This window comes from Thalassospira sp. MBR-102, from assembly GCF_040549275.1.
Taxonomy (GTDB): Bacteria; Pseudomonadota; Alphaproteobacteria; order Rhodospirillales; family Thalassospiraceae; genus Thalassospira; species Thalassospira xiamenensis.
Map to the genome: position 1 here is coordinate 412,527 of NZ_JBEPTC010000003.1, position 26,394 is coordinate 438,920.

At 56.2% G+C, this 26,394-nt stretch carries 26 protein-coding genes; 8 read left to right on the forward strand and 18 right to left on the reverse strand.

Going from position 1 to position 26,394, the window contains the following annotated elements:
- Window positions 1-104: 104 nt before the first annotated feature.
- Window positions 105-1,010: a DMT family transporter gene (locus tag ABIE64_RS08505; protein WP_354377132.1), complete on the reverse strand. Its 906-nt coding sequence runs from the start codon at window positions 1,008-1,010 to the stop codon at window positions 105-107.
- Between the two features lie 227 nt (window positions 1,011-1,237).
- Between ABIE64_RS08505 and ABIE64_RS08510 the strand changes: the two genes are divergently transcribed.
- Both ABIE64_RS08510 and ABIE64_RS08515 read left to right on the forward strand, forming a co-directional pair.
- Window positions 1,238-1,702 carry a RidA family protein gene (locus tag ABIE64_RS08510; RefSeq protein ID WP_341363778.1) on the forward strand — a complete coding sequence of 155 codons (465 nt, stop codon included), beginning with the start codon at window positions 1,238-1,240 and terminating at the stop codon, window positions 1,700-1,702.
- A gap of 131 nt (window positions 1,703-1,833) precedes the next feature.
- The gene (locus tag ABIE64_RS08515; protein ID WP_354377133.1) at window positions 1,834-2,793 is read left to right on the forward strand and encodes an NAD-dependent epimerase/dehydratase family protein; all 960 of its coding nucleotides are present in this window, start codon (window positions 1,834-1,836) and stop codon (window positions 2,791-2,793) included.
- A 3-nt stretch (window positions 2,794-2,796) separates the two neighbouring features.
- Here the strand turns inward: ABIE64_RS08515 and ABIE64_RS08520 are convergent, their stop codons facing one another.
- The 4 genes from ABIE64_RS08520 to ABIE64_RS08535 form a co-directional block, all read right to left on the reverse strand.
- Window positions 2,797-2,964, reverse strand: coding sequence for a DUF3309 family protein (locus ABIE64_RS08520; RefSeq protein ID WP_071239857.1), 168 nt, complete (start codon window positions 2,962-2,964; stop codon window positions 2,797-2,799).
- 63 nt (window positions 2,965-3,027) lie between these two features.
- On the reverse strand, window positions 3,028-3,384 hold the full coding sequence (locus ABIE64_RS08525; protein ID WP_037987943.1) for a hypothetical protein: 357 nt from the start codon (window positions 3,382-3,384) through the stop codon (window positions 3,028-3,030).
- A gap of 68 nt (window positions 3,385-3,452) precedes the next feature.
- Entirely contained in the window at window positions 3,453-3,890 is a 438-nt protein-coding gene (locus ABIE64_RS08530; protein ID WP_354377134.1) for a hypothetical protein, read from the reverse strand.
- A gap of 170 nt (window positions 3,891-4,060) precedes the next feature.
- The gene (locus ABIE64_RS08535) at window positions 4,061-4,417 is read right to left on the reverse strand and encodes a DMT family transporter (RefSeq protein WP_354377135.1); all 357 of its coding nucleotides are present in this window, start codon (window positions 4,415-4,417) and stop codon (window positions 4,061-4,063) included.
- Between the two features lie 161 nt (window positions 4,418-4,578).
- On the opposite strand from ABIE64_RS08535, the gene ABIE64_RS08540 reads away from it, so the two are divergent.
- The gene (locus tag ABIE64_RS08540) at window positions 4,579-9,519 is read left to right on the forward strand and encodes a G8 domain-containing protein (protein ID WP_354377136.1); all 4,941 of its coding nucleotides are present in this window, start codon (window positions 4,579-4,581) and stop codon (window positions 9,517-9,519) included.
- A gap of 188 nt (window positions 9,520-9,707) precedes the next feature.
- Window positions 9,708-10,898, forward strand: a complete 1,191-nt coding sequence (locus tag ABIE64_RS08545) for an FAD-dependent oxidoreductase (RefSeq protein WP_354377137.1) — start codon at window positions 9,708-9,710, stop codon at window positions 10,896-10,898.
- Between the two features lie 29 nt (window positions 10,899-10,927).
- On the opposite strand, the gene ABIE64_RS08550 is transcribed toward ABIE64_RS08545, so the two are convergent.
- The 7 genes from ABIE64_RS08550 to ABIE64_RS08580 form a co-directional block, all read right to left on the reverse strand.
- Complete coding sequence (locus tag ABIE64_RS08550; RefSeq protein WP_354377138.1) at window positions 10,928-11,758, reverse strand: phosphodiesterase; 831 nt, start codon at window positions 11,756-11,758, stop codon at window positions 10,928-10,930.
- A gap of 24 nt (window positions 11,759-11,782) precedes the next feature.
- Entirely contained in the window at window positions 11,783-12,859 is a 1,077-nt protein-coding gene (locus ABIE64_RS08555; protein WP_354377139.1) for an ABC transporter ATP-binding protein, read from the reverse strand.
- The gene (locus ABIE64_RS08560) at window positions 12,856-13,674 is read right to left on the reverse strand and encodes an ABC transporter permease (RefSeq protein WP_354377140.1); all 819 of its coding nucleotides are present in this window, start codon (window positions 13,672-13,674) and stop codon (window positions 12,856-12,858) included. The genes ABIE64_RS08555 and ABIE64_RS08560 overlap by 4 nt, the downstream gene beginning before the upstream one ends.
- A 2-nt stretch (window positions 13,675-13,676) precedes the next feature.
- Window positions 13,677-14,597 carry an ABC transporter permease gene (locus ABIE64_RS08565; RefSeq protein ID WP_354377141.1) on the reverse strand — a complete coding sequence of 307 codons (921 nt, stop codon included), beginning with the start codon at window positions 14,595-14,597 and terminating at the stop codon, window positions 13,677-13,679.
- Window positions 14,598-15,602 (reverse strand): ABC transporter substrate-binding protein, encoded by a 1,005-nt coding sequence (locus tag ABIE64_RS08570; RefSeq protein WP_114095266.1) that lies wholly within the window; start codon window positions 15,600-15,602, stop codon window positions 14,598-14,600.
- 11 nt (window positions 15,603-15,613) lie between these two features.
- On the reverse strand, window positions 15,614-16,654 hold the full coding sequence (locus tag ABIE64_RS08575; protein ID WP_354377142.1) for a LacI family DNA-binding transcriptional regulator: 1,041 nt from the start codon (window positions 16,652-16,654) through the stop codon (window positions 15,614-15,616).
- 113 nt (window positions 16,655-16,767) lie between these two features.
- Window positions 16,768-16,953, reverse strand: a complete 186-nt coding sequence (locus tag ABIE64_RS08580; protein ID WP_354377143.1) for a hypothetical protein — start codon at window positions 16,951-16,953, stop codon at window positions 16,768-16,770.
- A 422-nt stretch (window positions 16,954-17,375) separates the two neighbouring features.
- Here ABIE64_RS08580 and ABIE64_RS08585 point away from each other — a divergent pair, with 422 nt between their 5' ends.
- Both ABIE64_RS08585 and ABIE64_RS08590 read left to right on the forward strand, forming a co-directional pair.
- Window positions 17,376-17,948: a hypothetical protein gene (locus tag ABIE64_RS08585; protein ID WP_354377144.1), complete on the forward strand. Its 573-nt coding sequence runs from the start codon at window positions 17,376-17,378 to the stop codon at window positions 17,946-17,948.
- A gap of 93 nt (window positions 17,949-18,041) precedes the next feature.
- Window positions 18,042-18,926 carry a DUF3800 domain-containing protein gene (locus ABIE64_RS08590; protein WP_354377145.1) on the forward strand — a complete coding sequence of 295 codons (885 nt, stop codon included), beginning with the start codon at window positions 18,042-18,044 and terminating at the stop codon, window positions 18,924-18,926.
- A 142-nt stretch (window positions 18,927-19,068) separates the two neighbouring features.
- On the opposite strand, the gene ABIE64_RS08595 is transcribed toward ABIE64_RS08590, so the two are convergent.
- Window positions 19,069-20,469 carry an ATP-binding protein gene (locus tag ABIE64_RS08595; RefSeq protein WP_354377146.1) on the reverse strand — a complete coding sequence of 467 codons (1,401 nt, stop codon included), beginning with the start codon at window positions 20,467-20,469 and terminating at the stop codon, window positions 19,069-19,071.
- Between the two features lie 9 nt (window positions 20,470-20,478).
- Window positions 20,479-21,303, reverse strand: a complete 825-nt coding sequence (locus ABIE64_RS08600; protein ID WP_503012845.1) for a response regulator — start codon at window positions 21,301-21,303, stop codon at window positions 20,479-20,481.
- Window positions 21,304-21,337: 34 nt separating this feature from the next.
- Between ABIE64_RS08600 and ABIE64_RS08605 the strand changes: the two genes are divergently transcribed.
- Both ABIE64_RS08605 and ABIE64_RS08610 read left to right on the forward strand, forming a co-directional pair.
- Window positions 21,338-21,643: a PepSY domain-containing protein gene (locus tag ABIE64_RS08605; RefSeq protein ID WP_354377147.1), complete on the forward strand. Its 306-nt coding sequence runs from the start codon at window positions 21,338-21,340 to the stop codon at window positions 21,641-21,643.
- A 127-nt stretch (window positions 21,644-21,770) separates the two neighbouring features.
- Complete coding sequence (locus ABIE64_RS08610; protein WP_037987842.1) at window positions 21,771-22,304, forward strand: cytochrome b/b6 domain-containing protein; 534 nt, start codon at window positions 21,771-21,773, stop codon at window positions 22,302-22,304.
- Window positions 22,305-22,438: 134 nt separating this feature from the next.
- Here ABIE64_RS08610 and ABIE64_RS08615 read toward each other — a convergent pair whose 3' ends face one another.
- From ABIE64_RS08615 to ABIE64_RS08630, 4 genes are all read right to left on the reverse strand, one after another.
- Window positions 22,439-22,975: a sugar O-acetyltransferase gene (locus ABIE64_RS08615; RefSeq protein ID WP_354377148.1), complete on the reverse strand. Its 537-nt coding sequence runs from the start codon at window positions 22,973-22,975 to the stop codon at window positions 22,439-22,441.
- 202 nt (window positions 22,976-23,177) lie between these two features.
- Window positions 23,178-23,648 carry a hypothetical protein gene (locus tag ABIE64_RS08620; protein ID WP_354377149.1) on the reverse strand — a complete coding sequence of 157 codons (471 nt, stop codon included), beginning with the start codon at window positions 23,646-23,648 and terminating at the stop codon, window positions 23,178-23,180.
- A 286-nt stretch (window positions 23,649-23,934) separates the two neighbouring features.
- Window positions 23,935-25,044, reverse strand: a complete 1,110-nt coding sequence (locus tag ABIE64_RS08625) for a patatin-like phospholipase family protein (protein WP_354377150.1) — start codon at window positions 25,042-25,044, stop codon at window positions 23,935-23,937.
- 375 nt (window positions 25,045-25,419) lie between these two features.
- Window positions 25,420-26,370 (reverse strand): hypothetical protein, encoded by a 951-nt coding sequence (locus ABIE64_RS08630; protein ID WP_354377151.1) that lies wholly within the window; start codon window positions 26,368-26,370, stop codon window positions 25,420-25,422.
- Between the last annotated feature and the right edge of the window lie 24 nt (window positions 26,371-26,394).

Consider the following 26,394-nt stretch of genomic DNA (forward strand, 5'->3'; position numbering starts at 1 on the left):
CCCGATCACGTGGGGCAACCGGTCAAACCAACCGGCCCCCGATTGCTATCAATCGAAACTGACAGCAACCTGAACGGTGCTTTCCTGCCTTTGCAAAACGGGGTTCAGGCGGCTTTGGCGGCCCGCTTGCGCATTCTGCTTTGCCGAAGTCCAAGGTAACTGTGCGTCGCCAGTGTGACGATCACGATTGACCCGCAAATAAGCGTCGTGCGGCTGGGCACCTCGTCAATCACCAGCCACACCAGAAGCGATCCGAAAATCGCCTCGTTCAGCATGATCAGGCCTGCCTCGGCCGCCGGGATTTTCTTGGCACCGGCAGTAATGAACAGAAACGACAGCGGCAACACCACACAGCCCAGCAGGATCAGCCAAATCGGATCAAGCGGCTCTAGCGCCATCGGGCTGGCATTGGGTACCATCACAAATGTCGCCAGAAACGCGCCCACCATCATCGCACGCACCGCATCGATATGAATGCGCGTACCGACCACATTGAAATAACACGCCATGCAGATCGCCGTGCCAAGCGCAAGAATATCGCCAAGCGTATTGGCCCCGCCAAACCCCGCCCCGACAATCGCCGCAAGCGAGACAAACACCACGACGGATGCAATCCATGTCCGCACGGCCAGAACGCGCTTGAACACAAATACCGCAATCAGGGCCGATAATAACGGGGTCGCGGCAATGATCACCAATGTATTGGCCGCATCGGTGTTGCGGATCGACAGGATGAAACAGGCACTTGTCCCGCCATAAAACAGCCCCGCCAGCATTTCATCGCGGGTCGGCATCATCGCATGGCGCAATGACTGACGGCGACGCATCCCGCGCCAGAACGCGATCAGGGCAAGTGTGGATCCAAGGATCAGCAACCGCCAGAACGCGGTCGTCATGTCATCGGCCTTGACCAGCCTGACCAGAAGCGCATCGGGACTGATGATCAGAACCCCGATCAGCACAAGCCACGCACCGTGCAAATCGGCAATTTTAAACCGTCCTGATCCCATTTCGTCCGCGTCCCCTGATTGTTTTATGCCATCCGTTTACGGCTTGGCTTTCTTGTGCGACGGATTGCGGCCTGTGACAAATCCAAATTTCTCATCAATCGATCAGCATTGCTGATGCAAGCCTCCCACCACCGCACCATTTCACACAAAAGAAATGGTTTTGTTTGCGCGCCAACGCCGATAAGTTGGAACCGTTTTCGCCACACCCAATCACGAGGATCAAATCCATGGCCGGAAAAATCGACGCCCGCCTTGCCGAACTCGGCATCACCCTGCCCCAGGCAAACGCCCCGGTTGCCAATTACGTGCCCTATGTCCGTTCCGGCAATCTTGTGCATGTCTCCGGTCAGATCACCATGGAAAACGGCGAACTGAAATTCATCGGCAAACTTGGCCGCGACTATCAGGTCGAAGACGGCCAGAAAGCCGCCCGCCTTTGTGCACTCAACCTGATTGCACAGGTCCGGGCTGCCATCGGTGATCTTGATAACGTCAAACGCGTCGTCAAACTGAATGCGTTCGTCAATTCCGACCCCGCCTTCACCGATCAGCCCAAGGTCGTCAATGGCGCCTCCGACACCATGGTCGAAATCTTTGGCGAGGTCGGCAAACATGCGCGTTCTGCGGTTGGCGTCGCGTCCCTGCCGCTCGGCGTTGCAGTCGAAATCGACGGCATCTTCGAAGTCGCGTAAATACGCCCTTCGCAAACATCCAAAAGCCGGGCACATGCCCGGCTTTGTATTTTTCGGTAAAATTTCCCCCTTGACCTTACCCTTACTTGAGGTTCTATGAACAAACGCATCACGAATTCAGGAGAATGGCGATGCGTGTTTTTATTCTGGGCGGAAGCGGCCTGATCGGGGCGGCCATCGTGCGCAATCTGGTTTCGGCCGGGCATCATGTTTTTGCCCTGGCACGCAACGAAAACAGTGCCGCCAATCTTGCCGTCATGGGCGCATGGCCGATCCGCGGCGATATCCACAATCCCGGCCCGTGGTGCGATAAATTGCCCGTTGTCGATGCCGTCATCCATGCCGCATGTGATTTTTCCGCCGATATGGGCGCGGTTGATGCCGGGATGCTGATCGAATTGCTGCACGTTCTGCATCGCCAATCCGGGCCCAAGGCCCCCACCCTGCCACGCTTCATCTATACCGGCGGAAGCTGGCTTTACCCCGCCACCACATCCGATGACGCCATCCATGATGAAAAAACGCCCTTTGCCCCGGTTGCGGGTTTTGAATGGATGGTTGCGGGCCTGACCAAAATCCTGTCCGATCCGGCCCTGCATGGCATGGTGATCCATCCCGCCACCGTCTATCGGACCGATCCGCCGTCTCGCACCCGCCCGACCTTACCGGGCGGTGCCCTGCATGACATGGCCCGCAGGGCGCGCGATGAAAACCGCGTTCGGATTGTTGGCGATGGGCCGGTGGATGAAGTCGTCTGGCCGCTGATCCATGCCGATGATCTGGCCGATCTTTATCGGCTGGTGCTTGAAAATGGCGAACGCGGTCAGAGCTATATCGGCGTCGGGATCGAAGGCATCGCGACCGGCGATCTTGCCCGCCAGATCGCGCAAACCTTTGGCCGGGCCGATTGCGAGATCGAGCATATCAGCCCCGATGACATCGCGCGCGAATACGGGCAATGGGCGCGGGGTCTTGCGCACAGCCACCGCATGACCAGCCAGAAGGCGATCCGCGAACTCGGCTGGCAACCGCGCCATACCGATATCACGCGTGACCTGCAAAGCTGCTGCGGGGTTTCCGCAGCAGCCTAATCCTCAAATCCGGCCAAGCAATACCAGCGCGACCACGATAATCAGCACGACGCCCAGCAAACCGATGCTGGTGTGACCAAAACCATAGCCATACCCGCCAAAGCGGCCGCTAAACCCGCCCAGCAGGAAAATCACGAGTAATACGACAAGAATGGTACCGACTAACGACATTTGGTCGTCTCCTGCTATGTTGAAAATAATCTGAAAGGCAAATCAGCCCCATCGCGACCGCCTTTAATCATGCGGGCCGGACGGCGTTTGCTGATGCGACAACCGCAGCCACACACCGTCATCGTTCAGATAGGTCGAGGTACAAAGTGCTTCGTAAATCGGGTCTTCGGCCCGTTCCGCCGAGACGCAATAGGCCAGAACCGCAACATCGCCCTTGCGCGTGATCGCAAGATCGCTGAATGCCACCGTCCGCCATCTTTGGGCGACCGCGTTGTTGCGCCAGATCGCCTCATCCACCAGAATACCCGCCGGATAGGGCAAAACCGCAATCGCCCCCTTGGCCGTCAGGTGATGAACACCATCCGCCCCTTCGGTCCAGAACTTCTTTTCAAGCACCCATAGATCGTCTTTGTCTGTCATCAATTGGCCTTTGCGCACAATTTGGGAATAAATCCGGGATACAAAGATCGGTCTGGCGGCTGGGGTTTCTATTTGCCGAACCAGAAAACGGCGACCTGAATCACCAGAAACGCAATCGCGACCATCAGATAAAGCCGGTTGCCAAGGATATCGGGCAGTATTGTGCCTATGCCTGCGCCTGTGCCTCTGCCTGTGCTTGCCTGACGCGTGCGATCCGCCAGCTCCCCGCCGGGCAGGGATGCGATCATTCGGCTTACCGCGTCGGCACGTTCGGCAATCACCGATGGCACATCGGTAAAGCGCGCAACAAGCCCGTCAAGCCGTTCCCACGCGGATTTTTTCGGCAGCGCCGCAAGGTCGGATGCCTCCTGCCACGGATCAACACCAAGCCGTGCCAGCATCGACAGAACCGTAACACTGGTCCCTTTGCTGTCATCACCAACCGGCATTTGCAGGAACTGGTCGTATTTTGTGTCAAGACCGATAGACGAGGAATAATGCGCCACAACAAGCCCCTTGACCAGCACGGTTCGGATCGGCCAGACAGACCATCCCGAAGTGTTCCCCCGAAATACTCTGGGGCTGGAAAAGAAACACCTGTCGGATATTGTAGTCGCCAATTGTATTTTCAGGACTGATGCAGGTTAGGGTTGTTGTTGAAAATCGTGCTGAAATCCTAATGCTTGCCGCTGATCGCGTTAAGCCCGACCACACCGCCGATGATCATCAACAGGAAAACCGCCTTTAATACGCTCATCGGTTCCTTGAAAAACATCATCCCGATCACCGCCACCGCCGCCGTGCCAAGCCCCGACCACACCGCATAGGCCGTGCTGACCGGGATCGTGCGCAACGTCAATGACAGTACCCAGAAACTGACCCCGTAAAGCGACAGGGTCAGAACCGCAAAGCGCCAATCGGTAAAACCGTTGGAAAATTTAAGCGACACCGTCCCGACCACTTCAAGGCAGATCGCCCCCAACAGATAAACCCATGCCAGCATTACCAACCCCTTCACGGTCAAAGATTTCATGCACGGCCCAACATGGCCAAAACCACATAAACCGGCAAGCATTCACACGCAGAAAAGCCCACAGGCGGCTCATAATTAGAAATATCTAAAAAACAAATTGCCATTAAACGGCGATAGACGGCAGTATAATGCGCGTAGAAGAATATATTCAGGGGGAACTCATGCTCGCACAACGATCAGCCCGCTACCTTTTCTGGCTCAAAAAGCCCATCAACTTCAAAGCTATTTTGACCATAATCGCCATCACGGTGCCCCTTCCGGCCCATGCCGCGAGCATGTCCCTCTCAGAGGCCCTTAACAACACTCAGTGTCAGGGCGTAATTCCAAACGGCAATACCTTGCAAATCGGCGGCACATCGCCCTGCATAGATGTCGTCATCAGCGCCACCGACGCCAGCACCAACAGCAGCATCACCGCGCCACTGCGCCCCGTCGTAATCGGCTCTGGCGGCACGCTCTCCTTCAAAGACGAAACCACGACCCTCTATGCCAACTCATTCCTCGTAAAGGATGGTGGTCAAATGCTTGCCGGGTCACGTGGAGCACCGATACAAAACAAAATCACAATCATCATGGCCGGTACGTTGTCAGCATCCCCTGCCCCGATGGCCATGGGATCGTCACCGATCGTAACCGCAACAAATGCTGCCCCGAATTCACGTGATATTACCGTCATGGATGGCGGCAAGATTGCTTTGTTTGGCGGACATGGGCTGTCGGCATGGCCCGATGGTATCAATAACGATCCCAAAGCCAGTCCCGCCTTCATTAATACCCATCAAGGCACCAATAGCTGGACCTACCTGGCCACACCAGCAGGACCGGCAAGCTATAATGACGGCGCAAATGTCAGCGCCCCCGTGCCATCAACCAATCCCGATACAACCCTGACATTGGCAGGTGAAGTTGACTGGGCTCAGGGTGACTGGATTTCAGTCGCAACCACCAGCTTCTCATCTCATCAGACCGAAATTGTCCAAATCGATACCATAACCACTGTCACCGATCCCAATCAAAGCGCCATGACAATAACCGGCGCAACCAATGCAGCGCCCATTATTGTCACCGCATCAAGCGCGCCTGAAACTGGCGAAACGGTCACAATAACAGGTGTCAAAGGAAACACCGGCGCCAACGGTAAATGGATCGTCACCAAACAAAGCGACACAACATTTGCGCTTAACACCGCAATCGGTAACGGAACCTATACAAGCGGTGGCACCGCGCAGGTCCAGGTCAGCCAGATCACACTCAGTCAACCGCTCAAGCACTACCATTTCGGCGGCAAGGCCCCTACGTCCGGCTTTTTCCCGGCCAATACAACCCAATCCGTTATTTCGGACGGCAACCCGATTGATGTCAGTTTTCAATCCAAAAGCTTCTATGACGGTTCAGATCAGAATTACGGCATTGATGAACGCGCCGAAGTTGCCCTGCTGTCACGCAATATCAAACTGACGTCGGTGGCAGGCGAAGCTGGCGATGCAAATTCCTTTATCGGCGGGCATCTGGTCGCCATGGTCAGTGCCCATGGCAAACCCGCCCCGACCCTTAATCTGGTGGGGGTCGAAATCGAAAAATTCGGCCAACCCTTCGTCGGGCGCTATCCGCTCCATCTGCATCACCTGCCACAAATGACGATTTCCGCTGCGTCCAAAGGCAGCCCCATTGTCGTGACTTCATCTATGGCCCCCTCGGCCGGCTCTGTGGTTAGAATTTCCGGTGCACAGGGCTACAACGCTCCCAACGGCATCTGGATGGTGGAAAATCCCACCGCGACAACCTTTGCCTTGACCGGTTCAACCGGTAACAACGACACCCTGATCGGCACCCCTGTCTGGACAATGGATAATATCCTTGTTCAGGATGTCAGCGTTCATCATGCCTACAACAAATGCTTTGTCGTCCATCACACGGCAAATGCACAGTTCTATAACAATGTCTGTGTTCGAACCGTGGGTCAGGGTGTCTATCTTGAAGACGGCACAGACATCACCGGCAACCAGTTCATGCGCAACCACATTGCCGGCACGATGGCCGCCCAAAGCACCTATTCCTACCCGCGCGCAAATAACAGCCAGTACTGGGATGGCGACAACCTTCAGGCCGCCAACACTAATACCAACTGGTATACGATCAACGGCATTCCTGATACGTCTTTGTCCGGCGCAAACAGTGGCACCCCACCCGGCCCGGACACCTATCATCCCGGCGGTTTCTGGATCACCAATCCCGGCAATGTCTTTGTCAATAATTCCGTCGCCGGATGTCAGGCACAGGGACGCGGCTATTGGATCATCACCCAGGACCCGTCACAGGAAAGCGCCTATCCCGAATTTACCGGCAACCGTACACATGGTTGCTATAACGGGATAGACACCGCGCCGGATGCAATCAATGCCGTTAACCCGGCACCTTTGGTCCCGCCATCTACCGGCAACACCTATCCGCCAGTATTGTTGATCAATGGCAACACCTCCACCCGGTCACGTAATCGCGGCCTCTGGAGCCGCTCGATCTTTGTGGCCCTGCATAATAACAGGTTCGCCACCAATCCCTACGGCGTGTCACTTGCCGGTGGCGGCGGCCCCGAAGGCAATCTGCCAGGCTATTGGGATTTGGCACATGCCAATGTCTTTGCCGGGATGAGCCGCAACAACGTTGATCGCTATCCGGCATGCAGCAATACCGGCACGGCATGGCAAACAGAATGCACTGATGTCGTGCTGGCCTCTGTTGCAAGCTGGGGCAACTATCCCGATGCCAAGATGAACATTCAGGGTTACAGCTATTATGATGGCCCGGCCCGGATTGAAAACAACCGTTTTGTCAATTTCCGCGCCGATCCGACCGGCATTCACAGCAACGATCCCGCCGCCCGTCTGCTGACATCAACCGACATTGCCAAAATTGTTTCTGATGGCATCGTCGGGCAACTCGAAGGCATTGTAAATTCCGCTCCGGCCAACTCGGCACCATCGGTTAACTACCAAGGTTACGCCGGTGATCCGGCCACCGGCTGGATTCAGTCAAATGCCCAATCCGTTCCACCGACTCAATACATCAAGGGCAGCATCTGGGACAATGTGGATTTCAAACATCAGGTCTATGATGAATCGGTCAATATGGGCGTCTTTGAAGATGGTGATAAAACCACCGTCATCCTTGATATGGATGGCCGCCTCGCAGGGATGAAAGTCGCCTGTACATCAAACGATGCCAATTGCACCCCGCCCCCGGCGGTATCGCTCAACAACCTCGACTATTACGCCACTGATTTTACAGTGGACGAACCGCACTCTCGCGGTCCCAACAATTTCCTTGCCACTTCGCTTATGAGCCCGCATCGCTATGCGACGCTCAATATTGAATCCGTGCCAAGTCCATCGAGCGCTCCGCCATTACGGGTGGAGATCACCCGCGATATGCCAGCCTACGGGGACACAACCTATCCCAACCTGTTTCTGAACGGACGCGGCCAAAATCCCATTTATGAACCCTTTGTTATGGACCGCATGGGTTACACGGTGCATGCAAAGAATGGCACAGAAAATCAACCTTCCAGCCAAAGCCTGCAAGCATTCGAACCAAAACTTCTGTTCAGCTATACCGACCCATCGGTGAAAAAGGCGGGCCAGTTCTTTGTTAACCGGATCGGCGTGTTTGCACCGCTTGCCGCCCCGTCCAGCATCAAAATCTATCGTATGCGGCGCCAATGGGGGGATAAATATATGGGGGCCGATTGGCCGCCCGCCCCTTATGTCCCGCCGGTCGCCGCCCCGTCCTGTGACGGTACCTTCTTCACACTCACCACAACGCAACAGGAAACCGGTTGGCAGGATTGCGTTAACCGGGGCACCAATAGCGGCAATTATACCGGCGGGACAACACTCACCCAGGCGACCAGTTGGAACGATTTTGAACAAAGCTATACGGACCTTCTGGCCGGGACGACAACTGTCGCCACCTTCATCGCCAACCAGACCTATTATTACGACACCACCAGCCAGACGCTGTATTTCTATATGATCGAAGACAAACCGGTCTGGCAGAACTATGCGCCGCTCGGCACCTGTGACGCGACAAATTATACAACCGGCGAAAACTATCTTGGCCGTATTCAGGCGATCAAGACTTTCAGCAATCCCGGCAGCGTCAAGGCAGCCCTCGATGCCGCCTGTCTGGTCAGCAACAGCACCCCGCAAAAGAATGATCTTTATTCCTGTCATGAAACAGGGTGTGCGGCCTATGCTCTTGACCTCAGCTCTGCCGGGCTTTCAACCGGCACCCTCCAGACGATCACAAATGCCACCACTGCCACCGCTACCAGCCCGATCACAATAACAACCGGCACCGCCCCGCCAACCGGGTCAAAGGTAACAATCAACGGCATTGAGGGAAACACTGCCGCCAACGGCACTTGGACAGTCACAAATACAGGTACAACAACTTTCACCTTAAACGGATCAACCGGCAAAAGCAGTGGCACCTACACATCCGGTGGCACATGGATATGCGATAATTGTGCCCCACCGCATCCGATTACGCGCACGGCCTATAACGGGTGGAATCAGTACAAGCTGGTCTATGCAACACCGACCCAACAGGCCAACGGCCTTCCCGTGGCAGGCAACTCCGCCATCGGGAATACGCCGCCCCCGGCTGACGGGGCCGATCTGTCCGACCTGCAAATACCGCTTTTCGATGCCGTGCCACCACTCGGCAATCAGGTTACCTATAATTTCCTGCCGCTTTCGGGCCCCCCCTTCCCGGTAACCGAAAACTTCCCCTATCGCTGCACCCAAACGCCGCCCTGGTCGCCGGTCAATGCACGGGGAACCTATTCATCGCCGACCTATCCAGTTCATCATTCCATATGCTCCGCATTCGACATCACTGGTGCAACCAACGCCAGCCCGATTGTCATCACCTCAACCTTCGCACCGCCGACGGGGACAAAGATGACAATCACGGGCATTACGGGAAATACGGCGGCCAATGGCACATGGACCGTCACCAATATCACCCCGACAACCTTCTCTCTTGACGGAACAACCGGTAACGCCGCTTATGAAAATGGTGGCTCATGGCAAATTGATTGAAGGCAGAACAGTAAGGGCACCATCGAATAAACAAGCAAACGGCGGATCGTTTTTTTTCGATCCGCCGTTTGCTTTGCCCCATATCAATCCCACCCCAAAGCCATTGCGTATAGAAGATGACCAAGGCACATTGCGGCCCGAACACCAAAATGCGACACTGCATCCAGATTTGAAGCAGGGATAAAAACATGATCGAAACCGATATTCTGATTGCAGGCGGCGGTATCGCCGGCATGAGTGCGGCGGCCCGCTTTGCCGCCGACGGCCACAGGATCATGATTGTCGATCCCGCCCCCGCCGACATTGGCGAGGGCACCGACCTTCGCACCACCGCCTTCCTGCAACCCGGTATCGAAACCCTGAAAAAGGCCGGTGTCTGGGACGCGATCAAACCGACCGGTGCCGAACTTCGCGTCATGCGCATCGTCGATGCCGGGGGCACTGAAATGACCCCGCGCGAAACCGCCGATTTTGATGGCGCGGAAACCACGCAGGGCTTCTTTGGCTGGAATGTCTCGAACAAGGCCGCGCGTGTTTCGCTGATGGCAAAACTTGAAACGCTCCCCAATGTCGATTTCCGCTTTTCCACGACCGTCACCGGCTTCACCGGCACCGCGCGCTATGGCGAGGCAACCCTGTCTGGCGGCGAAACCGTCCGCGCCAAGCTGGTCGTCGCCGCCGATGGCCGCAATTCATCCTTGCGCGACTTTGCCGGGATCAAACATCGCCGCTGGGCCTATGATCAAAGTGCGCTGGTCTTTGTCGTCACCCACGACAAACCGCATGACAATATCTCGACCGAAATCCACCGCACCGGCGGTCCGCTGACCTTGGTTCCCATGCCCGATCTTGATGGCAAGCCCTGCTCGTCCGTGGTCTGGATGACACCGGCCGACCGCGCCCAGCAGCTTTACAATATGGATGACGCCACCCTTTCGGCTGAAATCACCCGTGACACCATGTCGATGTTTGGCCCGCTTACGGTCGCAAGCCCGCGCGCGGTCTGGCCAATGATATCACAGGTCCCGTCACGCCTGATTTCGGCAAGGCTTGCATTGGTGGCCGAAGCCGCCCACGTCGTCCCGCCGATTGGCGCACAGGGACTTAATATGAGCCTCCATGACATCGAAACCCTGGCCGACCTGATGGCAAAGGCCAAGCTCAAGGGCGAAGATATCGGCGCGACCACGTTGCTCAAATCCTACGAACGCAAACAGCTTCCCAAAACGCTGGCGCGCGTTGGCGGCATTGATCTGCTCAATCGCGCCTCCATGTTCGAACCCAGAACACTGCGCGATCTGCGCTATGCGGGTCTCACCGCCATCAACCGCATCGGCCCGCTGCGTAAACTCGCGATCAAGGTCGGGGTGGGGAAATAACTTAGCCCCACCCGGTTCCGCCAAAACAGTCAAACAATCAGCTTCCCATCCGGCCCGAAAAACGGATGTGGTCCGTCATATCGGTCAAGATAGGCCAGATGCGTCATCAAATTATGCTGCCCGGCATCCCACACATGCAGATGCATCGCGGGCGGCTCCATGACAAAGGCCGATGGTCCATCGGCGCGTAAATCAAACGCCACCTGATGGGCGACCGACGGGCCGATCATCAACGGCACCCCGGCCCAGATCGTATGGATCGGGCGATGCACATGGCCACAGAAAATCGCCTTGATCCGGTCGCGATGGACCGAAACAATCGCCGCGAGTTCTTCTGCCCCCGCGCCCAGATTTTGCGCATCCATATGGGCAATCCCGGTCACAATCGGCGGATGATGCATGAAAATCGCGCAATCGCGACCATCCCCGTCCAGAAGCACATCGCGCAGCCAGTCAAGCTGTGTCTTCCCCAGAACGCCGCCCGGTTTGCCTTCATCAAGCGTATCCAGCGCAATCAGGCGCAGCGGAAAATCATCGACCACATAATTCACAAATCCGGTATCGGCCCGGACCGGCGTGGCATCGGGAAAAGCTGCCCGCAGCGGTTGGCGGCGGTCATGATTGCCCGGCACCATGAAATAGGGGATCGTCAGTTTGGTCAGGATTTCCGCTACCAGCGCATATTCTTGCTGGTCGCCAAGGTCGCCAATATCGCCGGTAAACAGCACCACATCCGGGCGCGGTACCATCGCCATCACATGGGCAACCGCCTTTTCAAGCGCGCCTGCGGTATCCACCTTGCGATAGGCAAGCCTGCGGCCCGCCCCGATATGCAGGTCGGTCAATTGTGCAATCAGCATTTTCTTTGATTTCTTTCTTTTGTTTTATGACTGGGCCGCAACAGCGGGAAAAACCGTCAGCCGGTCGGCATTGACCCGGCAATGCACATCGGCCCCGGCTTCAATGACGTCATCGGCATGGGTATCGATTGTCACCGCCTGCGGGCCAATCCCCGACACGGTCAGGCGCAGCCGTTCACCCAGGTAGGATACCGCCTCGACCCGGCCGGTAAAATGCGCCTCGCTCAGGTCACAGGGCGAAAGCCCGTCCGCCCGGAAATAAAGCTCCACCGGGCCCTGATCGATAATCGCCCCGTGGCGCGGGTCAAACGCATCGACCGCATCAAAAACATGGGTCCCGATATGCAACCGCCCGTCGCGCATCTGCCCTGTCATCCGGTTGGCCGCCCCGACGAAATCGGCAACAAACGGGTTTTGCGGCTTGCGGTAAATCTCGCGCGGGGTGCCGATCTGCGCGATCTCGCCCTTTTGCATCACCACAATCCGATCCCCCAGCGCCATGGCTTCTTCCTGATCATGGGTCACATAAACCGCCGTAATGCCAAGCTTGCGCAGAAGCGCATTGATCTCGGTCCGCAACCGCACGCGCAGTTTCGCATCCAGCGCGGTCAGGGGCTCGTCGAGCAACAATACACGCGGCTGCACCGCAATCGCGCGCGCCAGTGCCACACGCTGGCGCTGCCCGCCCGAAAGCTGGTCAATCCGCCGGTCCGCCAGCATGTCGATATGCATCATTTCCAGCATCGCATCGACGCGGGCATCACGCTCCGCGCTGGGCACCCCATGCACCTTAAGCCCATAGGCCACATTCTGCGCCACCGTCATATTGGGAAACAGCGCATAGGACTGAAACACCATGCCGACCCGTCGTTTTTCAATCGACTGGCGGGTGACATCATCCCCGTCAAAGCTGATCACACCGCCCGCGTCGGGGAATTCAAGCCCGGCAATCATGCGCAAAATCGTTGTCTTGCCGCATCCCGACGGGCCCAGCAAAACAATCGTTTCCCCGCCCTCGATCGTCAGGTCAAAGGGGGCCAGGGCGCGCGTCCCATCGGCAAAGGTTTTCGCACAATTGCGAAGTCTGATCTGCGTACTCATAACGTATCCTCCGCCGTATCGATGCGTCTGGATGCGCGCTTGCCCCGGTCGGCAAGTGCCTGCATCGCAATCAGCAACGGCATGATCAAAACAAAGAAAATCAGGGTATAGGCACTGCCGATTTCAAGGCGCATCGATGCATAGGCATCGGCAAGTCCGACCGGCAATGTCTTGGTCAACGGCGTATGCAGCATCCAGGTCAGGTTGAATTCCCCGATGGATAACGTCACCACCATAAGCGCACCGGCCAGAATACCCGGCTTCGCATTGGGCACGATGACGCCAAAGAACCGCCGCCAGAAACCCGCCCCAAGGCTTGCCGCCCCCTCCTCCAGCATCTTCATATCCATCGCCGCCATCACGGCCGCGACGGAGCGCACCATGAATGGCAGGGTAAACAGAACATGCCCGGTCAGGATGAAAAGCCAGCTTGATCTGTATCCACTGACCCCGCCATAGGTAATCAGCAACGCCAGCGCCAATGCCAGCCCCGGAATGGCCACGGGCAGCGTCAGCAATTCCTCAAACAGCCGCATCATCCGGCTGGGTCGTCGCACCAGCACATAGGCCAGCGGCACACCGGCCACCAATGTCACCACAAGACACGCCATCGCAATGCCAAGTGATAACAGGATGCTTTGCGCATAAAGGTCCCAGACCTCGAACACCCAGCGCAACGTCAATCCCGACGATAGCCCCTTGAACACATTGACCGTCACCCCGGCAAGCGCCGACATCACCACCGGCACCACGATAAACAGGCACAGCATAATCGTCAGGCCAAGCTGGCTGTAAAATTTCCAGTCACGCCGCATGATCACGCTCCCCCACCGGTGCCCGATGTCGCACCATTGCCAACGAAAACACGCACCGCGGCCAGAACCGCCCATGTCATCGCACCCAACGCAATGCTGAGCGCCGCTGCCACCGCGATATTGGCGTTTCGGGTAAATTCGGTATAGATCACCATCGGCAGCACATCGATATCGGTTGCCAGCGTAAAGGCCGTGCCAAACGCCCCCATCGCGGTCGCAAAACAGATCGCACCCGACGACACAAGACCGGGCATAAGCCCCGGCAGGATCACATCCCGGACCACCCGCCATGTCGGAGCACCCAGCGACCGGGCGGCTTCTTCAAGCTGCGGATCAAGCTTCTCGGCCGATGCCATCACGGCCAAAATCACCCGCGGGATCGAAAAATAAAGATAGCCGACAAACAACCCGGTGATCTCATAGGCAAAAACAATCTTCTCGCCCCAAAGCGCATCCGTGACCGACCCGATCACGCCCTGCCGCCCGGCCAGCATGATCACCATGAACCCAACCACCGTGCCCGGAAACGAGAGCGGCAATGTCAAAAGGGCCGTGATCACATTGCGCCCGGCAAACCGGTTACGCACCAGAAACAGCCCGCAAACCCCGCACAGCACAAGGGCCGTCACCGTAACGCCCGCCGACATCACAAGCGTCTGGATCAGGCTTGCCAGATACCGATCATTAGTCAGGATCACGAAATAGGTCGCAAGCCCGTCGGGGCCATCGGCCACCCGCATCGCCACCAGCGCCATCGGAATGATGAAAAACGCCGCCACAATGATCAGGCCGGGCAACATCAACAGCGCCAGAATGGCCGGGCTTCCCGCCCCCGGCGTTGCCCGCCCGAACAAAGAGGATGGGAAAGCCCATGGGAAAGAAGGGCGCGAACGCCCCTCTTTGATATGTTCAACCGACGACACTTACCGCACCTCGGACAGATAACGCTCGCCAAAACCGGCCTGAACTTCGGCCATCTTGGCGTAATCCACCGGCTGGGAACGCTCATATTCCGCGGCCGGAAGGAACTTTTCGGATGCTTCCGGCGACATCGCCGATGCAATCACCGGGCGCAGGAACGCATTGGCCCAATGGGCTTGCCCCGCGTCCGACATCACATAATCCAGAACCTTCTTGCCATTCTCCGCATGCGGCCCGTTCTTCACCAGGCTCATGACATAGGGAACGGCAACCGTGCCCTCGGTCGGGATGACAAAGGCAACACTCGCCTCGTCCTTGTATTTCGCACGATAGGCATTGAAATCATAATCGATCAGGATCGGAATTTCGCCCGACAGAACCCGCGCATAGGCGGTCTGTTTCGGCACAATCGGATCGTTTGCTTTCAATTTTTTGAAAAACTCGATCCCCGGCGTGAAATCGTCAAGCGATCCACCCATCGCCCGGTTGATCGCAACCGCCCCGGCATAACCGACAAACGCGCTTGACGGGTCAAGATAGCCGACCATGCCCTTGTATTCCGGCTTCAGAAGGTCCGACCAGCTTTGCGGAACCGGTGCCCCGCCAAGGGCCTCGGTATTGACAAAAAGCCCGATGGTGCCCGAATGAATGGCAAACCACGCACCGTTTTCATCTTTCAGGCCCGCCGGGATCTTGTCGAAATTGGCCGGTTTGTAATCGGCAACAACGCCTTCCTCTTTGGCCTTGATGCCAAACGAAACCCCGTAATAGGCCACATCGGCAACCGGATTATCCTTTTCCGCCAGAAGCTGCGACAATGTCTGACCGGAATTCTTGTTGTCCTGCGGCACATCGATCTTAAGGTCGCGCGCAATGTTTTTAAGCTGCCCGCCCCAATCGGCCCATTCTGGCGGACAGTTATAGCAAATCGCAACATCTTCGGCGAAGGCGGGCTGCGCAGCCACAACAGCAAACGCCGCACCCATGACAAGTTGTTTGAAACGCACTTTTGATCTTCCTATACTCGGGTTGATGAACGGCGTCGGGAATCCCCTCGGAATGCTCCAATGGAGTCCCCGTCGCTTAGATGATGAGGCAGCAACAAACTCTGCGGGTTTGTCTGCCCCTTGATCAGGCCGCGCAGGAATGCAAGCGCCTGCCGGCCCATCTCCTGGGTGGGTTGAACTGCCGAACACAGCTTTGGCGTGATCAGCCCACCCACCGAAATTCCGTCAATACCGCCAACCGAAACATCACCGGGCACCGATAACCCATGCGCCCGGCACGCGCTGATCGCGGCAATCGCCAGCATGTCGGTCGAACAGACAATCCCCGTGACCGCATCCGGCCCCAACAGCAGATCGCGCAGCGGTTCCACCAGATCGGTTTCGCCAAACCGCACCTGCACCAGATGCTTTTTCTCAATCCCGGCCTGATCCAGCGCCCGGCAAAACCCGTCATAACGCTGGCGCGACCGGTCCGAACTTTCAAACTGCCCTGCCACCATCACAAGCGACCGGTGCCCCTTGGCAATCATCGCGTTGGTGATGTCAAAGGCCGACTGCGCGTTATCAACACTGATCGCGGCAATGTCGGCACGTTCGGGCTGGTTAAACAGCAACACGAACGGGATTTTCTCGGCCAGCAGCAAATCCACCACCGGATTGTTGTCCGCATTGGCAAGGGTCAGGATCAACCCATCGACGCGATTGTTCAAAAGGGCTGAAACCGCCCCCATTTCGCGTTCGGGATCATAATTTGACGATGTCAGAAGGACGGTAAGCCCCTCGATATTGGCTTCCTGCTCGATCCCCTGCACCGATGTCGCAAATACCGGGTTGGCAAGGGTCGGCACCAGAACGCCCACCGTGCGGGTCTGGCTCATCTTCAACCGGCGGCCATTGATGTTGGGCCGGTAATTCAGATACCGCATCGCCGTATTGACGATTTCGGCGGTTTCCGCCGGAACCTCGCCGGGGAAATTGATCACGCGCGATACCGTCGCAATCGAAAGACCGGACTTGCGCGCCACATCGCGCATGGTGGGTTTTGACGACATACCAGAACTCCTGTAACGCCCCCACCATAGGCAAGTTACAAGTCAGTCTGATAACGCATTTGTTGCCGTTTTATGAACATTTGAAACGTTTACATCGGCAGAAAACCGCGATTTCACAAAACCGCGACCTGCCCCAAAACCCGACATCCCAAGCCCCGGCATGGCCCCGCCCCCTTGTTTTTCCCCGCCAGCCCGGCCCCGAATGTCCCGCCCGTCGGCACATACCCGACCTTCGCTCCGCCCAGACGCGCACGCCCAAAAATCGTCACCCCCGCGCCATATGCGCGGCTTTCGCGCATATACACTTGACCCGTGCCGCCCATCACCAAAATATAATCAATGACCAAAAAAGGTGGAGGCATCCGCAATGACCCCGAAGCCCCCGAAATCCGCTTTCCCGCGTCGAAAGGCTCCGGCAGCAGGAAATTCTCATGACCTCCCACCAACCGATCAGCTATGGGACAGCTTCTTTGACACGCAAAGCGTCTCGGATGATTTCATGAAAACCCGCAACCAGCCTGAGATAGAAAAATGGAAAAGCGGCAGGGCTCCAAAGCACTCTCGAAAATAAAACAACATCGTCGCGCACGATGACCTGACGGTGCAAGCCCCGCCTGTAGTCAGTGACTAACTCTGGTCAAGAACTATCTGCAGGAGTTTGAGCGGGTGGGTGGTTTGAAGATTAGGTTTGAGCAGATTCTAGCAATAAGGAAGAAAGAAGGTGTCTTTAGAACTGCATAACGAAGTTTATGACGATATTTGCTTACTCATATGGGAGCTAAATGTCGGTCAAGGAGGTGGTTGGCGTACGACATATAAAGGCGTCAGACGTTGCGCCCTGTTTCTAATTCATGAACTGGAACGACGGGATTATTTGGAAAGTAAAGGAGAACGAGCCCTAGAACGACGCGGACTGGTGATGTCTAGGAGTTTAATGTCGGCTTGGACCTATAATTTTCTCGAAGACTGCCATTCAGCAAGAATTCCCCCACCTTGGGAGTTGGTTTGCATCGTGTACGCCTTGCTCGGTTGCTCTCACATCGACGAACCGCGACGAGGTAAACCGGATGCAAAGAGCCGTTACCAATCACTTTCTTATCAAAATCCCAAAAAATCGATGCGTCAAATAGCTCGTGAACTCGGCGTCAATGTTACCACAGTTCGAAAATGGAAAGAGACGAACCAAACCAGCTCTGCAGGATACTCTGAACTGCGTAAAAAGCTGAGTACCCTTACTAATGAAGTGAATTTCTATCCCCCCAAACTTCGTCAAAAACCTTTCGATGTTGCCTGACTAAAAATTTGCACAACACACCCCGTATGTGATCCAATCCGGCGTGCATTTCAAAGGGATATACAACGCCCCATTGCAGGAAAGGGTCGCGTCTTGAGCTGGTTGCTCTTCATGGACGAAAGTGGTCATGACCATCGCAACATGCCGATGGAGGTTCGCGGCGGCGTCGCCATTCATGCAAGTCGCATCTGGGATTTTGTCCGTGATTTCCATCAGGCCGAACTGGACTGTTTCGGGGTGCGTCTTGCGGAATACAGCAAAGAAATCAAAGGCAGCAAATTACTTGATCTCAAACGGGTCAAATGGGCGGAGGCCTCCGCCACGCTTGATGCCAATATCCGCCACAACGGGGTAAGGCGCTTTCTCACAAAGGGACTGCAAAAAGAAAGTCCCGCAGCACGTGATTTTGCGGCCTACGGCCAAGCCAGCATCCTTATGGCACATGCGATCTTTGATCTTTTGCACAAACATAATGCAAAGATTTTTGCCAGCCTGATCCCGTGCGGGGCCAAGCCGCCGAAGGATTATCAATATCCCCATTTCCTGCGCAAAGATCATATCTTTTTGCAGGAACGCTTCTTCTACTTTCTGGAAATGGAACAGCAACACGGCCTGTTCGTCATGGACCAGACCGAGAAGGCAAATGACAGGCGGTTTGTCCGAAAGCTCCAGGATTATTACCTGAAAACCGCAGCGGGCCGACACAGAACAAGCTGGATCGTTCCCGCCCCGCTATTTGTTGATTCGGAAATGTCGCCCGGCGTTCAGGCAGCAGACCTTTGTTTGTATTGCATCAATTGGGGATTTCGCCTGCCCGAATGGTCTTTTAACGGACCGCAACGCGACGACATCGCAACCGGCTTCGCCCCGCGCTGTCACGCTCTGCAATTTTCAGGGGACGGATATCGCGACGGCAAGACCTTCAAAACCTACGGAATTTTTTACGTTCCCGATCCGTACACTGCCCGCGACAAATAAAAAAGGAGGTAAAGCCCCGAATAATCATCCCTCAAGGCTATCGCCAAGCGGACCATCTTCGGGCCGAACCTCCAGCATCAAAATGGCACCGGCCCTGCCATTTGTCAATATGAACCGGCTTGCACAGCAGCCCTCTCCCCCCTCAACTCTGACGCAACCGCAACTCCGCCATAAAACCATCCGGCTTGCCGGGGCGCGGGGAATGGAGCATTAATTCCCCATTGATATTGCCAACGATGGTTTTGACAATCGAAAGGCCAAGCCCCGCCCCGCTGGCCTTGGTATTGGATCGTTTGAACCGCGATGTCAGGTCATCAAGGTCTTCGGGCCGCACCGCATCGCCCGCGTTCGAAACCCTGACCGTGTCGCTGCCAATCACCTCGACCATCACCTTTTCCTGATCGCTGCCATGTTTAAGCGCGTTTTCAATCAGGTTGCGCATGCAGATCGCAAAGGCATCGTGATCGATATTGGCCGAAAGCGCAGTTGCCGATCTGGCGTCAAAGGCGATGCGCCCCGCCCCATCGGCCACCCGTTCCAGATCATCAATCACAAGCCCCAGTGTCGCGCCCAGTTTCTGGTTTTCGCCGGTCGGGCTGGTGCCGACCCCGGCCTCGGCCCGGGCCAGTTGCAAAAGCTTTTCTGATAGCCGCGACAACCGTTTAAGGCTTTCCTCGGTCTGCCGGGCGCGGATGCGCCCCGGATGGTCTTCGGGCAGTTCGAGCACAAGCCTTTGCGTCTGCGCCAATGCGGCGGCAATCGGGGTGCGCAATTCATGCGCGCTATGCGCGGTAAAGGTCCGCTCGGCACTCAATGCGGCATCAAGCTTTTCCATCAGCCGGTTGACGGCGGTGACGATGGTGCTGATTTCTTCGGGCGCATCGTCGAGTTCAAGGGGTTGCAGATTGCCCTCGCCGCGTTCCTCGATTGCATCGCGAACGCGCAACACCGGGCTTAACCCCCGCCGGAGTGCTACGATCACCCCGATAATCACCGCCGGGATCAGCAGCACAATCGGCAGGAACTGCGCCATCACGCTTTCAAAAAGCGCCTCGCGCCGGTGTTCAAGCGGCTCTGCCACCTGAATGATCCGCGTGCCCCCCAGAAGGACGGCGGTATAAATGCGGAAATCCTGCTCGTTATAAAATCCTTCGATCAGGGGCGCTTCAAACGGATTTTCCTGCGCGTTATAGGACCGCAGCAAAAGCCCGCCCCCGCCCTCGCGCACCTCATACATCAGGTAATCCTCGCCAAGTTCCTCGTCCCCGTCGCCATCCCCGTGATCCTCGGTGCGGATTTCGCCCTTGGCCGGGCTTGGCAGCACTTCCTGCGCACTGCCGCCATCATGGCGTTGCAGATAATCATCAATCAGCGGCGCATAGCGATAGGCCGTGGTGACAAGGCTGTTATCGAACGCTTCCTGCATTTCGTGATACATGCTGTAACCGGCCAGAACCGACCCCGCCAGCCAGAAAACACTGACCGTCACCGTCAATCGCCGGGCCAGCATGAATTGCAGGCTGTTTTTGGCCATCTTGCTCATAAGCTCGGATCATCCTTCAATGCGATAACCAACGCCGCGCACGGTATGGATCACCGCCTTGCCCAGCTTGCGCCGCAGGCGGCTGACATAAACCTCGACCGTGTTGCTTTCGATTTCCGCGCCAAATTCATAAAGCGCTTCTTCAAGCTGTGCCTTGGATAATGTCGCGCCCGGACGGCGCAGCAATTGATCAAGCAACGCCCATTCCCGCGATGTCAGATCGGTCTGCTGCCCGTCGATCACAACCGACCGGCTGGCAAGATCAACCTCGATCGCACCGCCGTTATCCCCCGAAAGCCGGATCAACGGGTTCGGGTTGCCCGAATAACGCCGGGCGACTGCAAGCAACCGTGCCGAAAGCTCATGCAAATCAAACGGCTTGACCAGATAATCATCCGCCCCGGCATTCAGCCCCGCAATCCGGTCTGAAATCTGGTCCTGCGCGGTCAGGATGATGCACGGCGTCACACTGCCCGCACGGCGCAGGGCGCGCAAAAGATCAATCCCCTTGCCATCGGGCAGGTTCAGGTCAAGCAGCAGCACATCATAAGGTGTGCCGCGCAACATGATCTCGGCCTCGACCACACTTTCGGTCATGTCAACCGCATCCCCCGACGCCAGCAAATGGTCGCGCACCGCCTCGGCCAGATAACGTTCATCTTCCACCAGCAAAATCCGCATCGCGCCCCGCGTCCCCGTTTCCCGTTCGAATACGATCCCAAACCGGCAGATATGCCGTGCAAAGCTGACAACAACCTGAAGGCCGGACCAAACCCCGTTCAGCTTCCTGTCAGCAAACCGCGTCAGGATCACCCCATTCGATACGCCAGCCATGACCGTTTCAACGTGATCTTAAAGGACCCCGACAATGAAAAGAACGCTTTTCCCGACTGCCTCCGCAACCGCACTGACTTTCGCCCTTCTGGCGGGTGCCGCCTTGACCCTGCAATCCGCCCCGGCCCGCGCCAGCGATGATCTGTGCAACGTGCCCAAAGCCGAATGGCAGCCGATGGAAAACCTTGAGGCCAAGCTGACGGCCGATGGCTGGACCGTCAAGAAAATCAAAACCGAAGACGGCTGCTACGAAGTTTACGCCCAAACCCCGGATGGCAAGCGGGTCGAGGCCTATTTCAACCCGAAAACCTTCGAAGCCGTCAAAACCAAAGAAGACTGATCCCACCCTTTCCAATCCGATCTTCTCGAACCGCACCCCGTTGCCCCCGCTCCGGTGATCATGATGCTCCCCACCCCGAAGATCACCGGGGCACCCCGGGGCACCCCGCCAAAAAGGAACCCGATCAATGCAGGTTAAAGTCTGGGACCCGCTGGTCCGTATTTTTCACTGGGGCCTGGCGGCAAGTTTCGCCCTCGCCTGGATCACGGCTGATGAATGGGATGCCCTGCATCACTGGGCCGGTTATGCCGCCGGCGGCCTGATTGCCTTTCGCCTGATCTGGGGTCTGATCGGCTCGCGCTATGCCCGTTTCTCGCAATTCATCCGCCGCCCGTCGGTCGTGATGGCCTATCTTGGCGATGTCATCACCGGCCGCGAAAACCGCTATATCGGCCACAACCCGGCCGGGGCGGCGATGATTGTCGCCCTGATCATCGGCATGATCGGCTGTGCGCTCACCGGCTGGATGTACACCACCGACGCCTTCTGGGGTGTGGACTGGGTAGAAGAAACCCACGAATTCCTTGCCAATGCGCTGCTTGCCCTTGTGCTGGTCCATATTGGCGGGGTGCTGCTGGCAAGCCTGCGCCACCACGAAAACCTTGTCCGCGCCATGATCAATGGTCGCAAACGGGTTGCCGGGTCTGACGATATTTCCTGATCGACGAACGCGATCTCCCGAACGGCCTGAAAAATCCTTTGAAATTTTCCCTCGAATTTCTTGCCGGATACGAAGCCGAACCTTGCGGGCGGGTTTATCCCCGCCCGTTTTTTTGTGTGCGGACCCTGGGCGCGTTACGCCCTATCGCCCATCACGCGCGCCGGATTGCCGACCACCGTGACACCCGGCGCAACATTTTTTGTCACCACCGAACCGGCCCCGACAATCGCATCATCGCCGATGCAAACCCCGGGCAGGATGATCGCCCCGCCGCCGATCCAGACATTCCTGCCAATCGTCACCGGCAGCGCGATTTCAAGATGCTGCTTTCGAAGCTCCGGGTCCTTGTGATGCTGCGCGCAATAAATCTGCACATTCGGGCCCAGCATTGAATGATCACCAAGGGTCACGGGCGCGGTATCAATGATCGTGCAGCCGACATTGATGAACACATCACGCCCAAGGTGAATATTGACCCCGTAGGCACAATGAAACCGCGTTTCGATCCGAACGTCTTCGGCACATTGCGCAAACAGCGCACGCAGCTTTGGCGCGATATTGCCGCGATCAGATGGCGGCAGGATGCTGTGTTCATGCACCGCCTCATGGGCACGTACGCGCATGGCATCAAGTTCCGGGTCAAGGCAGCTATACCACTGCCCTGCCTTCATTTTTTCAAACTCGCTTTGGGGCATATCGATCCGGGACGTTGTTAAGGATGGCGGGGCCCAGATTACGCCCCGCCCGCACCTCACGCAAATAAAAGAAACCCGCATATGTGGGGGCATATGCGGGTTTTACGGCAGGTCAGATCAGGGGGGAGACGTCTTCAAACCTGCCAGTCGGGTCTTCAGGGAGGCGGCAGAAAAACGCTTACTTCACGACAAGCCTGTAATTCGGCGTGGTATTAAGCGGGCAGCTATAAAGATACTCACCGGGCTCAAGCGTCACCGCGTAATCCTTGGTCTTGCCCTTAAGCAACCCGCCGCCCGATACCGAAATCTTCTGGCTCAGGATCTTGTCGGTCCAGTCATAATCCTTGTCACGCAGCCAGAAACCGACCTCATAGGGCACACCCTCATTCGCGACCCGGAAAATATAATCACCGGGGGCCAGCGTCATTTCACCGGCCTTTGCCACCCGCGCATCACCGCTTTCGTTATTGATCGCAACGCAATCGGCTTTCTTGGTGCTGGTGTAATGATGGTTGGTGCCCTCTGGCTCCAGAAACTGGCAGGGCACCTGCGTGATTTCGATAACCTGTGGGGCGGCCTGCGACGGGGCAGCAAACCCTGCCAGCATCACCATCGCAATCCCGCCACCCATAACAACCGATTTCAACATCTGCTTATCTCCGGATTGATCTTTCCATCCGGTGTACCCGCCTTTGCCCGAAACCGGAAATCAAGCCCCGATCACAGCTTGGAGAGCCGTGCGAGAGCAGCCCTTCGTGCCGCAACCTCAAAACCCGCCACCGAGCCCGCAAGCCCCATGGACTCCCGCCTTCGCGGGAGTGACGAACGGATGGAAAAGCAACACCCCCAAAAACCGTCATTCCCGCGCACGCGGGAATCCAGCCCTTCGTGCCGCAGCCTCAAACCCCGCCACCAAACCCGCAAGCCCTCACGCGTCAATCCGGCGCAAACAGATCAAGGTCCAGGGTCGGCCGCTCGCCAATATCGCCGCGATGTTTGCGCAAAAACTTCGCTGCCGCCTCGCGCCCCTTGTCGCGCAGCATGGTCATGAAATCCCACTCGGCATTGAGTTTCGAGGATTGATCAAGCTCCAGCATCACATCGCTTGCGATGCAATGCATCCGCATCGCCCCCCATTTGCTGGCCTCACACGCATGGGTCGGCGCATCATGGCGCAGGATCGCAATCATCCGCAATTCCTTCATCAGGCTGCTATTGAACGATACCTCGTTTAAGCGATTGGCGATATCGCGTGATGTTTTCGGCACACCGGGCCGTTTGACCGGGTTGATCTGCACGAGGATCGTATCATCCGATCCGCATTCGCGCACCAGCGGCCCAAGGCTTGGATTGCCGGAATATCCGCCGTCCCAATACGGCACCCCGTCAATCTCGATCGCCTTGTAAATCGTCGGCAGACAGGCCGACGCCAGCAGCACATCGACCGTGATATCCGGGTTGCGAAACACCCGCCCCTGCCCGGTTTCAACATTGGTCGCGGTGACAAAAAGCTTGGCCGGGCTTTCATTGAGCGCCCTGAAATCGACAACCTCGTTCAAAATCGCGGCCAGCGGATTATCCCCCGCCGGGTTGAGGTCATAGGGCGAAAACATCTTCGCACTCATATCAAGCCACATATAAGCCAACGAGTTTTCAAGCGACCAGTTGCCAAACAGAATATCAATCGGGCTGCGCTGAAGCGGGCTGAACCGGGCCGCTTCCGATACCGCGCGCCAGAAAGTCTCAAGATCGATCCGGGCACCCTCATAACCACCCTTGGCAAAGCCCGACGTCACCACCGCGGCATTCATCGCCCCCGCAGAGGTCCCCGAAATCGCCTCAACCGTGATTTCCTCATCCTCCAGCAACCGGTCAAGCACACCCCACGTAAACGCCCCATGCGACCCGCCGCCCTGCAACGCCAGACTGATATGCTTGCGCGGCTTTTTGGCTTTGCCGTTGCCATTGGTCTTGCCGCCGGTTTTGCCGTTCCCGTTGCCGTTGGTCTTACTCTTCGCCGTCGACTTCTTCGCACTCTCGCTCATGCCAACTCCTGCGTCATCTCACACGCGGGCCACGCCCACCCTCATGATATGTTGCACATGCGAAGAATTGCCAGTTTGGAAGGGTTAAAAGGTGCGAAGAAGGCTTGTGCTATTCGCGGTCTATCGCCCAAAACACCCTACCTTACCTACCCTACCTGTCTTATCCCCACACAAATGAGGCCTAACGCTCCGAATGCCCATTTCGATAATACATAAACGGTATCGGAGCAGTCACACTTGAACAAAGGCTTCAACACTCACCTAACAATAGAGTAAATGGAAAGATTGTCTTTGGAAGCTCGGGTTTGAAACCAGACATTCAATCAAAAAATTAAAGCTGCTCCCATCTTCTGAATACTCAAACGGAGAAGATGTTCAACTATCAGCTACGTACACAAGGCCAGCTACAGCCCAATCTCTGACACATGGATCAAAATCATTTTGCCACGGAAAGACGATTTCACGATCTCTCTGCCACAAGCTTTCAAAGATTTCTTTTCTGATTCTAGGATCGCTAGTTTTCTTTAAATCTTCTTTTGCCTTATCAATTTTTTTCTGATCTTCGGGAAGTTTGTACCAAGCACAGTCGACACCATCACGTGTTTGCCGTGCAAGCGGAATGAATGTTGCCTCTTTGTCTCGACTTGGACTCGAAATAAACCAGTTGGGAACAAATTTCTTCTGAATTCTTTTGTACTCCGCATCAACTATTTCTCCTAAGACCTTTGCCAAATCATCTAACGTGCAAAACTGAAGGCCCTCCGTAAAATCAGATAGCTTGATGCTTTCTTTACCTGCCGTACGATTGTCCAGTTCCCGGCCACTGAGAATATAAAACTCGACTTTATCAAAATTTATAAAATCGCAGCCTCGCTCTGCAGGCGATTTATCCAACTTAGCAACAATATAATATTGGGCCTGAAATCCTTTGCTCTTTAGGTTTTTGTCTGTCCATATACTCCAGTCGGATGTTTTATGAAGCCGCCATTTTTCTTCATCACTGGTCGATTTTATCTCAACTGTTACTCCCCAATGAAGTTGGACATCAAACACATCACCATGTGGTTGAAATTTGTAATAGCGGGACAAACTGTCTTTGAGGCACTTTGCAGTCGGCTCTGGCGCTCCGGTCAAAGAGGTAATCCGTTTGCTTACAATTTTATCAGCATCCTCAATGAGGCGCTGGATCAAAAGATACTCCAGAACCACGCCACGCAGTACCGGCGTGTCTATGCGATGATAAAACCAATCAATAAAATCCGAGAAGCTCCGCTCACACTCCTGTCCGTTAATTCTCAGCTTCGCTTGCGAAATTTTTGAAGTCATTTCTCTAATCCAGCAGTCTAAACG